The sequence below is a fragment of the uncultured Microbacterium sp. genome (genome assembly GCF_963524805.1).
Classification (GTDB): domain Bacteria; phylum Actinomycetota; class Actinomycetes; order Actinomycetales; family Microbacteriaceae; genus Microbacterium.
The window spans coordinates 18,893-32,749 of the sequence record NZ_CAURGG010000006.1 but is presented as its reverse complement, the minus strand read 5'-3'; the positions used below and the strand labels follow the sequence as shown (position 1 = coordinate 32,749).

13 protein-coding genes are annotated in these 13,857 nt (G+C 70.1%); 10 read left to right on the top strand and 3 right to left on the bottom strand.

What is annotated here, in order from left to right; all coding sequences use genetic code 11:
* The first annotated feature begins 17 nt into the window (after positions 1-17).
* On the top strand, positions 18-1,022 hold the full coding sequence (gene trpS / locus RWQ91_RS12195; RefSeq protein WP_314506373.1) for a tryptophan--tRNA ligase: 1,005 nt from the start codon (positions 18-20) through the stop codon (positions 1,020-1,022).
* 177 nt (positions 1,023-1,199) lie between these two features.
* Here trpS and RWQ91_RS12190 read toward each other — a convergent pair whose 3' ends face one another.
* Complete coding sequence (locus RWQ91_RS12190; RefSeq protein ID WP_314506370.1) at positions 1,200-2,045, bottom strand: type IV toxin-antitoxin system AbiEi family antitoxin domain-containing protein; 846 nt, start codon at positions 2,043-2,045, stop codon at positions 1,200-1,202.
* Positions 2,046-2,303: 258 nt separating this feature from the next.
* Between RWQ91_RS12190 and RWQ91_RS12185 the strand changes: the two genes are divergently transcribed.
* Together RWQ91_RS12185 and RWQ91_RS12180 are read left to right on the top strand one after the other, a co-directional pair.
* Positions 2,304-2,870 carry a GNAT family N-acetyltransferase gene (locus RWQ91_RS12185; protein ID WP_314506367.1) on the top strand — a complete coding sequence of 189 codons (567 nt, stop codon included), beginning with the start codon at positions 2,304-2,306 and terminating at the stop codon, positions 2,868-2,870.
* 42 nt (positions 2,871-2,912) lie between these two features.
* Positions 2,913-3,791, top strand: coding sequence for a DNA-formamidopyrimidine glycosylase family protein (locus RWQ91_RS12180; RefSeq protein ID WP_314506366.1), 879 nt, complete (start codon positions 2,913-2,915; stop codon positions 3,789-3,791).
* A gap of 19 nt (positions 3,792-3,810) precedes the next feature.
* On the opposite strand, the gene glpK is transcribed toward RWQ91_RS12180, so the two are convergent.
* Together glpK and RWQ91_RS12170 are read right to left on the bottom strand one after the other, a co-directional pair.
* A complete protein-coding gene (gene glpK, locus RWQ91_RS12175; RefSeq protein WP_314506363.1) occupies positions 3,811-5,334 on the bottom strand; it encodes a glycerol kinase GlpK in 1,524 nt (507 codons plus the stop codon).
* Positions 5,335-5,391: 57 nt separating this feature from the next.
* A complete protein-coding gene (locus tag RWQ91_RS12170; protein WP_314506361.1) occupies positions 5,392-7,155 on the bottom strand; it encodes a glycerol-3-phosphate dehydrogenase/oxidase in 1,764 nt (587 codons plus the stop codon).
* A gap of 96 nt (positions 7,156-7,251) precedes the next feature.
* Between RWQ91_RS12170 and RWQ91_RS12165 the strand changes: the two genes are divergently transcribed.
* From RWQ91_RS12165 to RWQ91_RS12135, 7 genes are all read left to right on the top strand, one after another.
* Positions 7,252-8,211: a sugar-binding domain-containing protein gene (locus tag RWQ91_RS12165; RefSeq protein ID WP_314506359.1), complete on the top strand. Its 960-nt coding sequence runs from the start codon at positions 7,252-7,254 to the stop codon at positions 8,209-8,211.
* Positions 8,212-8,494: 283 nt separating this feature from the next.
* On the top strand, positions 8,495-9,538 hold the full coding sequence (gene ribD, locus RWQ91_RS12160) for a bifunctional diaminohydroxyphosphoribosylaminopyrimidine deaminase/5-amino-6-(5-phosphoribosylamino)uracil reductase RibD (protein WP_314506356.1): 1,044 nt from the start codon (positions 8,495-8,497) through the stop codon (positions 9,536-9,538).
* Complete coding sequence (locus RWQ91_RS12155) at positions 9,538-10,194, top strand: riboflavin synthase (RefSeq protein WP_314506355.1); 657 nt, start codon at positions 9,538-9,540, stop codon at positions 10,192-10,194. The genes ribD and RWQ91_RS12155 overlap by 1 nt, the downstream gene beginning before the upstream one ends.
* Entirely contained in the window at positions 10,191-11,468 is a 1,278-nt protein-coding gene (ribA, locus tag RWQ91_RS12150) for a GTP cyclohydrolase II (protein WP_314506354.1), read from the top strand. The genes RWQ91_RS12155 and ribA overlap by 4 nt, the downstream gene beginning before the upstream one ends.
* Positions 11,465-11,938, top strand: coding sequence for a 6,7-dimethyl-8-ribityllumazine synthase (gene ribH / locus RWQ91_RS12145; protein WP_314506352.1), 474 nt, complete (start codon positions 11,465-11,467; stop codon positions 11,936-11,938). Before ribA ends, ribH begins: the two co-directional genes overlap by 4 nt.
* A gap of 66 nt (positions 11,939-12,004) precedes the next feature.
* On the top strand, positions 12,005-12,367 hold the full coding sequence (locus tag RWQ91_RS12140; RefSeq protein ID WP_314506350.1) for a Fe-S protein: 363 nt from the start codon (positions 12,005-12,007) through the stop codon (positions 12,365-12,367).
* A 16-nt stretch (positions 12,368-12,383) separates the two neighbouring features.
* The gene (locus tag RWQ91_RS12135) at positions 12,384-13,856 is read left to right on the top strand and encodes an MFS transporter (RefSeq protein WP_314506348.1); all 1,473 of its coding nucleotides are present in this window, start codon (positions 12,384-12,386) and stop codon (positions 13,854-13,856) included.
* Position 13,857 lies beyond the last annotated feature (1 nt).

Sequence of the window (13,857 nt, the reverse complement as noted above, 5' to 3'; positions counted from 1 at the left end):
GCCGATAAGATCGTCTGATGAGCAAACCCCGCCTGTACTCCGGCATGCAGCCGTCGGCCGATTCGCTCCAGATCGGCAACTACATCGGGGCTCTCATGCAGTGGCGCGACCTGCAGGAGGCGTACGACGCGTTCTTCTCGGTCGTCGACCTGCACGCGCTGACCCAGCCCAACGACCCGGCGGAGCTGCGCGAGAAGACCCGGCGCACCGCCGCACAGTACATCGCGGCCGGCATCGAGCCGTCCAAATCGACGCTGTACGTCCAGTCGCACGTGCCCGCGCATCCCGAGCTCGCGTGGATCCTGTCGACGATCACGGGCTTCGGCGAGGCCGGGCGCATGACGCAGTTCAAGGACAAGTCGCAGCGCTACGGCGCCGATGCCACGTCGGTGGGGCTCTTCACGTATCCGGTGCTGATGGCAGCGGACATCCTGCTCTACCAGACCGACATCGTGCCCGTGGGCGATGACCAGAAGCAGCACGTCGAGCTCACACGCGACCTCGCGGAGCGCTTCAATGCGCGGTACGGCGAGACCTTCCGCGTGCCGATGCCGGTGATCCAGCAGGAGACCGCGCGCATCTACGATCTGCAGAACCCCGTCGCGAAGATGTCGAAGTCCGCCGAGTCCGACGCCGGGGTGCTCTGGCTGCTGGATGACCCGTCGGTGAGCGCGAAGAAGATCATGCGCGCGGTGACCGACAGCGAGGGATCGGTGCGGTACGACCGCGAGCACAAGCCGGGGGTCTCGAACCTGCTCGTGATCTACGCGGCACTGACCGGCCGCCAGATCCCCGCGATCGAGGACGAGTATGCCGGTCGCGGCTACGGCGACTTCAAGAAGGGTCTCGCCGAGGTCGTGGTGGGCGAATTCGGGCCCGTGCGCTCCCGTGCGCTCGAGCTGCTGGACGACAAGGCGGAGCTGGACCGCGTGCTCGCGGCGAATGCCGACCGGGCGGCCGCCGTCGCCGACCGCACCCTGCACGATGTGTACGACCGGGTGGGGCTGCTCCGCCGGGTGTAGCTCGGCGCGGCTGCGCTGGGTGGCTGCGTCTCGCCGCCCGGCCGAATTCAGGCTGCGCCGGGGCGATCACGGCGGGATCGGCGCCGTTGCACGGGTCGCCGGCCGGAGATGCGCGCACAGCCTGAGTACGGCATCCCGACCTGACTACGGCATCCCGACGTGGCCGGGTCCCGAGCGTCAGCGGCCGGCGAGGAGACCGCGGACCGCTTGCAGCACCTCGTCCTGGCGGTACATGATCTGCGCGGCAGTGACGCGGAGAGTCACGAAGCCCAGGGCGGCGAGTGCGAGATCGCGATCGCGATCGCGCATCTGCTGCTCCCAGTCGTGATGGAACTCCCTGCTGTCGCACTCGATCACCAGCCATCCGTCGACGACGAGGTCGACGCGGCCGACGCCGTCGAACTCCACCTGAAGCTCGGTCCGACATCCGAGTCCGCGCAGCAGGAGGCGCATCAGCGTCTCAGGACCCGACTCGGCGCGGGCGTCGAGGAGAGGCTGAAGCGCGCGGTACTTGGCCGGCAGCACGCGGAACACCTCAGCGATCTCCACGCTCGTGACGCATCCGAGGTGCAGGGCGCTGTCGAGGGTCGCGATCGCCGCCCGAGGCGCCTGGCAGAGCACCGCGTGAGCCAGCGCGTCGATGACCGACACACACGTCGAGTCGCGGCCGACCTCGTCGATCAGTGGCATCCAGTGCAGGCGCACGCCGCGCCGCGAGCGGGATTCCAGCCGAGTTGTGCGGCTGTGCGGTGATCGCATGCGGCTGGCGTTGCGCGCCATGTGCACGTGCAGCCTGTCCGTGTGCAGGACGAAGACCCCGATGAGCACGAGGAGGGAGAGACACGTCAGCCTCCCACCGACGCGGCCCGCGCGAACGATGGCGTCCGGAGTCGAGGGTGCGACGTAGAACCCTCGGCGAGTGCGGATGAGCAGGCCCGCTCGGACGGCGGCGCTGATGCGGCCTCGCGTCAGGCCGTCCGCCCTGAGTTCGGCGGTCGTGAAGGAGCGGTGAGCTGTCTGCATCCAGCCACGATCGGCGCGGAGCCGCTGGGGCGCCGCCCGATCTGGTCGACCGGTGGAGATCGTCCGCTCGGCGTCGGCTTGGGGAGGACTAGATGCCGAATTCAGGCTGGTTGCCCTGCGCCGGCTTCTCGGCCCCCGGAACCAGGCGGCTGCGGCGATCGTCCTGCGCGCTCAGCCTGAATTCGGCAAGGGAGCTCCGACGACACGCCAGCCCGTGCGCGCGAACCCGCGCCCCGCCGCGCTGGGTAGCCTGGCCGGATGCGACCCGTCGTGCTGCGCAGCGAGCGCCTGACGCTCTCGGTGCCCACCGAAGCCGACGTCGACGCGATCTTCCAGGCCTGCCAGGACCCCGACATCCAGCGGTTTACCACCGTGCCGTCGCCGTACGAGCGCACGCACGCCGAGGGCTTCATCCCCTTCGCGCAGGACCGATGGACGACCAGCGTCGAAGCCACCTGGGCGATCCGGGACGGCGACACGCTCGCCGGCATGATCGGCGTGCACGGCATCACCCTCGGCGGCGCCGGCGAGATCGGCTATTGGATGGACGCGGCCTCCCGCGGCCGCGGCCTGCTCACCGAAGCCGCACGCGCGGTGATCGACTGGAGCTTCAGCACGTCCGGCCCTGCGCTGCAGCGCATCCAGTGGCGCGCGGTCGTGGGCAACGTGGCGTCGGCCCGTGTCGCCCGCGCGCTCGGGTTCCGCTACGAGGGCACATCCCGAAAGGTGCTGGCGAACGCGTTCGGGCGCGACGACGCCTGGATCGCGGGCCTGCTCCACACCGACGACCGGATGCCGCAGCCCTGGCCCGTGCTCGAGGACTGACGCTCCCGCGCTCAGCCCGACCCCGCGTGCGAGGATGGAAGCATGCCGGAGATGCCCGAAGTGCAGGGCCTCGTCGACTTCCTCCGGGGGCGTGCGACGGGCCTGACCGTCACGCGCGTCACCGTGTCGGCGTTCGCCGCGCTCAAGACGTACGATCCACCCGTCGATGCTCTGGTGGGCGCCGAGATCACGTCGGCCTCACGGCACGGCAAGTTCATCGACCTCGCCACGACCACGCCGGCCCGCGACTCCGAACCTCACCTGATCTTCCATCTCGCCAAGGCGGGATGGCTGCGCTGGTACGACCAGCTGCCCTCGACCCTCATCCGTCCGGGCAAGACGCCCATCGCCCTGCGCGTCGCGCTCTCGGACGGGTCGGGGTTCGATCTCACCGAGGCCGGCACGAAGAAGTCGCTCGCCGTGTACGTCGTGAACGACCCGCAGGACGTTCCCGGGATCGCACGCCTCGGCCCGGATCCGCTCGAACCCACCTTCACCCGGAACACGCTGGCGGGTCTGATCGAGGGGCGCCGCACGCAGATCAAGGGCGTGCTGCGCGATCAGTCGATCCTCGCCGGGGTCGGGAACGCGTACTCCGACGAGATCCTGCACGACGCGCGCATGTCGCCGTACGCCTTGGCCGCCAGCCTCACACCCGAGGACATCGACCGGCTCTACGCGGCGATGACCGAGACCCTCGCCGAGGCGGTGGCTGCGGCATCCGGCAAGCCCCCTGCCGAGCTGAAGGACGCCAAGCGCCGCGGAATGCAGGTGCACGGTCGGCGTGGGGAGACGTGTCCGGTGTGCGGCGACGTGGTGCGCAGCGTCTTCTTCGCCGACAACTCGCTGGAGTACTGTGCGACCTGCCAGACCGGCGGCAAGGTGCTCGCCGATCGGCGCCTGTCGCGACTGCTCAAATAGCGATCAGGTCACAGAGCGATCACGACAGTGCGGTGACGTCCTCGTCGACCCAGTCCAGCGACTTGGACACGGCCTTGCGCCAGAGCCGGACCCGCCGGTCCGCCTCATCCGGAGGCATCTGCGGCTCCCAGCGCCTGCCCTCGCGCCACTGCGCGCGCAGCGCGTCGCGGTCGGGCCAGACGCCGGTGGCGAGGCCGGCCGCGTACGCGGCGCCGAGGGCCGTGGTCTCGATGATCGCCGGGCGAACGACCGGGATCCCGAGGATGTCGGCCTGGAACTGCATCATCAGGTCATCGCGCGAGCCTCCGCCGTCCACGCGCAGCTCGGTGAGCTCGCGTCCGGTGTCGGCGACGATCGCGTCGATGACGTCGCGCGACTGGAAGCCGGCCGCTTCGATCGCCGCCCGGGCGATGTGCGCCTTGTTGACGTAGCGGGTCAGCCCGACCAGCGCGCCGCGCGCATCGGGGCGCCAGTACGGGGCGAACAGTCCCGAGAACGCGGGCACGAAATAGGCGCCGCCGCTGTCGTCGACCGTCAGCGCCAGCCGCGAGACCTCGGACGCGGAGTTGATGATCCCGAGGTTGTCGCGCAGCCACTGCACGAGCGACCCGGTCACGGCGATCGATCCCTCCAGGGCGTAGTGCGCGCGCTCCTGGCCGCAGCGATAGGCCACCGTCGTCACGAGGCCGTGCTGCGAGCGCACGATCTCGGACCCGGTGTTGACGAGCAGGAAGTTGCCCGTTCCGTAGGTGTTCTTGGACTGCCCGGTGTCGAAGGCCGCCTGCCCGAAGGTCGCCGCCTGCTGATCGCCGAGGATGCCGGCGATCGGGATGCCGCGCGCCGCGGGCGGCTCGTGCACCGCCCCGACCACCCCGGACGAGGAGACGATCTCGGGCAGCATCGACCGCGGGATGCCGAACACCTCCAGCAGGTCGTCGGACCACGTGAGCGTCTCGAGGTCCATCAGGAGCGTCCGGCTGGCGTTCGTGACGTCGGTGACGTGGATGCCGCCGCGGGTGTCGCCGGTCAGATTCCAGATCAGCCACGTGTCGGGCGTGCCGAACAGCAGATGCCCCGCTTCCGCGTCGGCGCGGGCGCCCGGCACGTTATCGAGGATCCAGGCGATCTTGGATGCCGAGAAGTACGTCGCGAGCGGCAGGCCGGTCATCTGCGCGAAGCGGTCGACGCCGCCGTCCGCGCTCAGCCGGTCGATCAGCGGCTGCGTGCGGGTGTCCTGCCAGACCAGCGCGTTGCTCACCGGGCGCCCCGTCCGGCGGTCCCAGACGATCGCGGTCTCGCGCTGATTCGTGATGCCGACGCCGGCGAAGTCCTCGGGGGACAGGCCCGCGTCGTCGAGGGCGGCGGCGATCACCCACTGGGTGTTCGTCCAGATCTCGATGGGGTCGTGTTCGACCCAGCCGGCACGCGGGAAGATCTGCTTGTGCTCGCGCTGTGCGACCGCGACGATGCCGCCGCTCGCATCGAAGACGATCGCGCGAGTGGACGTGGTTCCCTGGTCGATCGCCAGAACGTGGTCGGACACGGGGATCTCCCTCGATTCGGCGTGCGGCGGACTCGACGGCGGTCGCCTGCGGTCAGATTAGCGCGACGCGGAATGTGCGACCGGCGTCGCGGAACGCTCGACCGGCGCGGTGCCCGTCCACCTGGGGTCCGCCGCGTGCACCGCGGCCAGCCCCCGTTCGGTCTCGGCACCGACGTGCACCTCGTCCCATCCCATGACCGGCGCGATCGCCTCGGCGACCTCGCGAGCCGATTCGGCCGTGACGGCGCCGATGAAAGCGAGACTCGTGCGCCGCAGCAGCACGTCTTCGAGGTGCGCGACCGATTCGGTGCGCGCCAGGCGGCGCAGCTCCGCCGTGCTGTAGGACGGGACGGTCCGCAGCAGGGCGTCGTCGGCGTCGGCCACGATGGCCTCGATCACCTCGGCCGCGACGGTGCCGTAGCGGTCGAGCAGCATCGCCGCCCGCGCCGGGTCGAGCCCGTGCGCGTGGCCGTCGATCCACTGACGGCGCGCCCGCTCGGTGGTGGGGTAGCCTCGGCCGCCGCCGATCGGAACTCCCCGCGTCGAGGTGCGACGCGGAACGGCCAGCAGCTCCAGGGCGTGATCGGCGAGGTTCTCGGCCGACGCCCGGAACGTCGTCCACTTGCCGCCGACGAGGCTGAGCACCGTCGTGTCCGAGTCCGCAAGCGGCGCTGATTCGATCCGGTAGTCGCGCGAGACGAAGCCGGCCGGGAGGTCGCCGTGGCCGGGCAGCGGGCGGACCCCGGAGAAGCGGTACACGATCTGTGCGCGGTCCACCTCGATGCGAGGAAGCACCTGGCCGATCAGGTCGATGAAGTAGTCGACCTCCGCCTCCGTGCAGACGGTCGGCTCGCCCATGCGGTGCTCGAGGTCGGTCGTTCCCACGAGCACCCGGCCTTTGAGCGGGTAGATGAGCACGATACGGCCGTCGGCGTTCTCGAAGAAGAGCTCCCGGCCACCGGTGGCGGCGAGCAGCTCGGGGTTGTCCAGGACGATGTGGGATCCCTTGGTGCCGCCCATCAGGCGGGTGGGGTGCTCGAGCGCGCTGTTGGTGAGATCGGTCCACGGCCCGGACGCGTTGATGACGACGGATGCGGCGAAACCGACTTCCTGCCCGGTCTCCTGGTCGCGGAGCACCACTCGCCCCCCTTCGGCACCCACGGCGGCGGTGTAGTTCGCCGCGCGCGCCCGGTCGCCTCCGGCGGCTCGCGCGTCCTGCAGCACGTCGATCGCAAGCCGCTCGGGGTCGTGCAGGGACGCGTCCCAGTAGGTGGCGGTGTACGTGATGCCGGGATTGAGTTCGGGCAGATCCTCCAGCGAGCGCTTGCGCCCGCGGAACGTGTGGCGAGGAACGCGGTCCTGGCTCGAGAAGACCCCGCCACGGGAGAACGAGTCGTAGATCACCAGACCGATTTTGATGAGCGCCGCTCCGCGCTCGGTGTGAGCGCCGCCGCCGTGCCGGAGGAAGCGCAGCGGTGCGCTGAGCACCCCGGAGAACGTGGAGAAGATCGGGATCGTCGTCTGCAGCGGGCGGACGAAGTGCGGGGCGATGCGCAGGAGCGCGTTGCGCTCGGTGACCGCTTCGTGGACGAGGCGGAACTCCCCGTTCTCGAGATAGCGGATGCCGCCGTGGATCATGTGCGAGGAGGCCGCCGATGCTCCGCTGACGAAGTCGGCACGCTCGACCAGGGCGACGTCGATTCCCTGCAGCGCCAGGTCCCGGAAGGTGGCGAGCCCATTGATCCCACCGCCCACGATCAGCACGTCGGCGTACGGCCGTGCCGCCAGGGCGGCGAAGGCGTCTCGAACGGCGTCGGTCATCGCGATCCCCCATCATCGTCGTTCCTTCGGTGAATCCATCCTGACACTCGTGGACGTTGTTGCAGGCCGATTGCACATATGTGCAAGGCTGGCTCGATGGACGACCTCCTCGATGACCGCACTCTGCAGCGGGCGCTGACTGCTGCTCACCTCTACTACGTGCAGGAGCGGACGATGGAGGCGATCGCGGACGAACTGCGCACATCGCGTTCGACCGTCTCGCGGCTTCTGAGCCACGCGCGGGCGACCGGCATCGTCGACATCCGCATCACTTCTCCGTTCGCGGCCCCGCAGCTGCTCGAGGAGCGCCTCGCCGACCGGTTCGGGATCACCGCGCATGTCGTGCCGGTTCCCGACGACACCCATGAGGTCGAACGGCAGGAGCGGGTCGCGGTGGCCGCCGCGCACCTGCTGGGAGACCTGGTGGGCCCCGAGATGACCGTCGGCGTGGCGTGGGGATCGACAACCGAGGCGGTGAGCAGGCGTCTGGTGCCCAAGCCTGTCCACGGCACGACGTTCGTGCAGCTGAACGGGTCGGGCAACACGCACACGACGGGTCTGCTCTACGCCAGCGAGATCCTCAGCCGGTATTCGGCGGCCTACGGCGGCAGCGCCCAGCAGTTCCCCGTGCCCGCATTCTTCGACGACCCCCGCACGAAGCGTGCGATGTGGCGCGAGCGCAGTACGCGGCGCATCCTGGCGATGCACGCCGCGATGGACCTGGTCGTGTTCAGCACCGGGTCCGCCGGCTCCCGTGTGCCGAGCCACGTGTACGCCGGCGGATACCTGGAGCCTCACGAGCTCGCGGCCCTGGAGCGGGAGGGCGTGGTCGGCGATGTCGCGACCGTCTTCTTCCGCGCGGACGGATCCAGCGACGGCATCCCCCTGAACGACCGGGCCACCGGCCCGCGCTTCGACGTCCTGCGCGCCGTGCCCCGGCGCCTGTGCATCGTCTCGGGCGCCTCGAAGGTCGTGAGCGTGCGCGGCGCGCTGGCGGCAGGTCTGGTCACCGACCTCGTCGTGGACGAGGCGGCCGCCCGCGCGCTCACCGAGTGAGCGCGCCCTTCATTCAGCGACATGGAATGAATCGCGCCGGAACGCGTTGACTACACTCAAGTGCATTACGTGCTCCGGGGTCGGTGTGAATCCGAACCGGCGGTGATAGTCCGCGAGCTGAGGAACCGGCATCCCGATGGGGTGCCGCCGAGGCTGATCCGGTGGAAATCCGGAACCGACGGTGATGCAGCAGGCGACTGCTGCGAGTCCGGATGGGAGGCAGCACGAGCGGCGCGAGCGTGCCGCCGTTCGCCGTTTCCCGGAGCCTGAAAGAAGGATTCGGATGTCGGTGAACGCTGTGGAGCGAGACGCCATGCGGCGCGCGCTTCTGCTCGCCCGGCGCGGTCCTCGCGGAGTCAATCCGCAGGTCGGAGCAGTCATCCTCTCGCCCGCCGGTGAGGTCCTCGCTCAGGGATGGCATCGCGGCGCCGGCACGGTCCACGCCGAGGTCGACGCGCTCTCCCAGCTCCCCGCCGGCGCGGGCCGGGGCGCCACGGCGATCGTCACCCTGGAGCCGTGCAACCACACCGGCCGCACCGGCCCCTGTTCCGAGGCGCTCATCTCCGCCGGAGTCGCCCGCGTCATCTACGCCGTAGCCGACCCGAACCCTGAGTCCACCGGCGGCGCCGCGCGCCTTCGGGAGGCAGGGGTCGAGGTGGAGGCCGGCCTCCTCGAGGTCGCGGCCACGGAGCTGCTCGATTCGTGGCTGACCGTGCAGCGGTTGGGCCGCCCGCACGTCACCGTGAAGTGGGCGCAGAGCCTGGATGGGCGCGCGGCGGCAGCCGACGGCACGAGCCGGTGGATCACCGGTCCGGAGGCGCGCGCCGACGTGCACCGCCGCCGCGCGCAGGCCGACGCGATCGTCGTCGGCACCGGCACCGTGCTCGCAGATGATCCGGCACTGACGGCTCGGCGCCCGGACGGCACGCTGTTCGAGAGCCAGCCCGCGCCCGTCGTGCTCGGCGATCGTCCAATTCCCGGCGACGCCGCGCTGCACGACCACCCCGTAGCCCTCACCCAGCGCCCCGGTCACGACCTTCCCGCGGTGCTCACCGAGCTTCGCGAGCGCGGAGTGCAGCGCGTCTTCGTCGAGGGCGGACCCACCGTCGCGAGCGCGTTCCTGCGTGACGGGCTGGCCGACGAGATCCTGACCTACCTCGCACCCACTCTCGTCGGCGCGGGCGCCGACGGGTCCGACCGGACCGCCCTGCGCGGTCTGGGCGTGGAGACGATCGCCCAGCAGCGCCGGCTGCGGATCCAGTCCGTGCAGACCCTGGGCGATGACCTGCTCATCCTGGCCCATCCCCTCCCGACGGAAGGAAGCTGATGTTCACCGGAATCGTGGAAGAGATCGGCGCGGTCACCGCGGTCGCACCCTCGGGCGACGGCGTGCGGCTGACCGTCCGAGCCCCCAAGGCGGTGTCGGATGCCGGGCACGGCGACTCGATCGCCGTGAGCGGCGTCTGCCTCACCGTGGTCGATCGCGGCGAGGACTGGTTCACGGCTGATGTCATGCGGCAGACGCTGGACATGTCCACCCTCGCGGGCGTCGATGCCGGACGCGTCGTGAACCTCGAGCGGGCGACCGCAGCCCACGGCCGCCTCGGCGGACACATCGTGCAGGGACACATCGACGGCACGGGCGAGCTGCTCGAGGTCCGCCCCGGCGAGCAGTGGCGCGTGCTGCGCGTCGCACTGCCCGCCCTGCTCGCTCCGCTCGTGGTCGACAAGGGCTCGATCGCGGTCGACGGCGTCTCACTCACGGTGAGCTCGGTCAGCACGCCCGATTCCCCCGAGCAGTGGTTCGAGGTCTCGCTGATCCCCGAGACGCTCGCGGCGACCACCCTGGGCGCTCGGGTCGCCGGCGACCGCGTGAACCTCGAGACCGACATCCTCGCGCGCCACGTGCAGCGACTCCTCGCCTTCACCCCCGACCGAACCTCGACGACTGACGCAACCCTCACAGAAGGAGGCTCCCGATGAGCCTTTCGTCCATCTCCACCGCCCTCGACGCCCTGCGCGCCGGAAAGCCCGTCATCGTCGCAGACGACGAGAACCGTGAGAACGAAGGAGACGTGGTGCTCTCCGCCGAACTGGCCACTCCGGAGTGGATCGCCTGGACGGTGCGCTGGTCGAGCGGCTTCATCTGCGCGCCGATGCCCGCAGAATGGGCCGACCGCCTCGACCTGCCGCCGATGGTCGAAGTGAATGAGGATGCCCGCGGCACCGCGTACACCGTCAGTGTGGATGCAGCCGACCGGGTCTCGACCGGCATCAGCGCCTCCGACCGCGCGCACACGCTGAACGTCCTGGCCGACCCGTCCTCGACACCCACCAGCGTGATCCGACCCGGTCACATCCTGCCGCTGCGCGCCGTCGACGGCGGCGTGCGCGAGCGCGGCGGTCACACCGAGGCCGCCGTCGAGCTCATGCGGCTGGCGGGCCTGAAGCCGGTCGGCGCCATCGCCGAGGTCGTCGCCGAGGACGGATCGATGATGCGCCTGCCCGGGCTGGTCGAGCTCGGCGAGCGCGACGGTGTGCCGGTGATCACGATCGAGCAGCTGATCGCCCACCTCGATGAGCACGAGCCCGTCGATGCGGCCGGCCAGGTGGCTCACCGACGCCGGGTGAGCCTGCGCGCAGAGGCCAAGGTGCCGACCTCGCACGGCGAGTTCCGGTTCCTGGCGTACAAGGACCGCATCACGGGCACCGACCACCTGGCGGTGGTCTCCGGCGAACTCGGATCCGATGCTCCGCTCGTCCGCGTGCATTCCGAGTGCCTGACCGGCGAGGCGTTCGGCTCGCTCAAGTGCGAGTGCGGGCCGCAACTGGAAGCGGCGCTGGATGCGATCGAGCAGGACGGCGGCGTCGTGATCTACATGCGCGGTCACGAAGGTCGCGGCATCGGACTGATCAACAAGCTCCGTGCGTACAGCCTGCAGGAGCGCGGCCTCGACACGGTCGACGCCAACCTCGCCCTGGGTCTTCCGGCCGACGCCCGCGATTACGCGGCCGCCGCAGGCATCCTGGCAGACCTCGGCGTCGAGAAGGTGCGCCTGCTGACCAACAACACCGACAAGGTGTCCCAGCTTCGCCAGCTGGGGCTGGAGATCGTCGAGCAGGTGCCGCTGCTGGTGGGCGTCGGGCCCAACAATCATCAGTACCTGTCGACCAAGCGCGACCGCATGGGGCACCTCATCGCCGAAGAGGACCTCACCGACGCCCTGGCCCACATGCACGAGGGGGCGGGCGCGTGAGCGGCAAGGGAGCGCCCATCACGGGCGGGACGGACGGCTCGGGCCTGGAGGTCGTCATCGTCGCCGGCACCTGGCACGAAGTGATCACCGACGGGCTGATCGCCGGGGCGCAGCGCGCGCTGGACGAAGCCGGAGCGACATGGCAGCTCGTGCGCGTGCCCGGGTCCTTCGAGCTGGCGGTGGCAGCCCAGGCGGCCTTCACGGCCGGCGCCGACGCTGTCGTGGCCCTCGGCGTGATCATCCGCGGCGGAACCCCGCACTTCGAGTACGTGTCGGCGGCGACCACCGACGGCCTCACCCGCGTCGCTCTGGATGCCGGCCGTCCCGTCGGCTTCGGCGTGCTGACGCTCGACGACGAACAGCAGGGCATCGACCGCGCGGGCCTGCCCGGCTCGCACGAGGACAAGGGCGCCGAGGCGGCGGACGCGGCAGTGCGCACGGCGCTGGTGCTGCGCGAACTGCGCGGCTGAGGCCGCATCGTCGCAGTGAGGCGCGCCTTGCTGGCGCAGAATCCACCCTCCCAATAGCGTGAGGGCATGGAACCGGTCGAAGTCCTCCGTCACGTCGTCGTCCTCGTCCACCTCAGCGGCTTCGCCGTCCTGTTCGGGGCGTGGGCCGTCGAGGTGTACAACCACCGCGTGCAGGTCACGCCGCTGATGAACATCGGCCTGGCGATCGCGGCGGTGGCCGGCCTCATCCTGGCCGCGCCCTGGGGGATCGACCACGACCTGAACTACGCCAAGATCGGCGTCAAGCTCGTCATCCTCCTCATCATCGGCGCGCTGCTGGGCATCGGCATGTCGCGCCAGCGCAAGGGCGGCAAGGTCGCCCCCGCGCTGTTCTGGTCCATCGGCATCCTGACCCTGCTCAACGCCGCCATCGCCGTCATCTGGCGCTGATCCCCGAGAGAAGGACATGACTCAGACGATCGCCGCTCCCCCCGCTCCTGCCAACCCTCGCTCGCGCGTCATCACCGCGAGCCTGATCGGCACCACGATCGAGTTCTACGACTTCTACGCGTACGCGACCGCGGCGGTGCTCGTCTTCCCGATCCTGTTCTTCCCCACCGGCAACGACACCACCTCGCTGCTGGCGTCCTTCGCGGTGTTCGGCGCCGCGATGATCGCCCGCCCGATCGGCGCCGTGGTGTTCGGCCACTTCGGCGACCGCTTCGGGCGCAAGGCGACCCTGGTCGCGTCGCTGTTGACCATGGGGGTGGCCACCTTCCTGATCGGCTGTCTGCCCACCTATCAGCTGATCGGCTGGTGGGCGGCGCTGCTGCTGCTCGTCCTGCGCCTCGCGCAGGGCTTCGCGCTGGGCGGCGAGTGGTCGGGTGCGGCGCTGGTTGCGACGGAGAACGCGCCGGCGGGCAAGCGCGCCTGGTACGGCACGTTCCCGCAGGTGGGCGCACCCCTGGGCTTCATCATCGCGAACGGCGTGTTCCTGGCGATCAACTTCCTGCTGCCCCACCCGGACGGCACCGGGCAGCGCTCGCAGGCGTTCCTCGAGTGGGGATGGCGCGTGCCGTTCCTGTTCTCGGCCGTCATGGTGATCATCGGCCTGTGGGTGCGGTTGCGGCTGGTCGAATCCGACACGTTCGTCAAGGCGGAGAAGAAGGGCGCGATCACGCGGTTCCCGCTGGGCACCGTGATCCGGCTGCACTGGTGGCACCTGATCCTCGGTACGTTCATCATGCTGGCGACGTACGTGCTGTTCTACCTGATGACGAACTTCACGCTGTCCTACGGCACGAAGGCGGGCGATCTGGCGACCGCATCGGCCGCCGCCCAGGCGGCCGCGGAGGCGAACGGCACGACGTTCGACGCGACGGCGTTCGCCGCGCAGTTCTACCCCGGACTGGGATTCGGCTACACCGACTTCGTGATCATGCAGATCATCGGCGTGGTCTTCTTCGGGATCTTCACCCTGCTCTCCGGCCCGCTCGCCGACCGCGTCGGACGCCGCACGCTGCTGCTGTGGGTGACCGGCGCAATCATCGTGTTCGGGCTGACCTTCAGCCTCTTCCTGCTGCCGCAGGCGGACCCCAAGTTCACCGGGGCCCTGACGCAGGCGTTCCTGGTGATCGGATTCGTGCTGATGGGCTCGAGCTTCGGCCCCATGGGAGCGGTGCTTCCCGAGCTGTTCCCGACGAACGTGCGCTACTCGGGGTCGGCGATCTCGTACAACGTGTCCTCGATCCTCGGCGCCGCCCTGGCGCCCCTGGTCGCGGTGTGGCTCTGGCAGCTCGGCGACGGCAACCCGTGGCTGGTCGGCCTCTACCTGTCGGCGATGTCGGTGCTCACCTTCATCGCCCTGCTGCTGGCCCCCGAGACGAAGAACGTCGACTACGACGACAATCTGGGCGTCGGCGAGACCGGGTCGCTCTGAG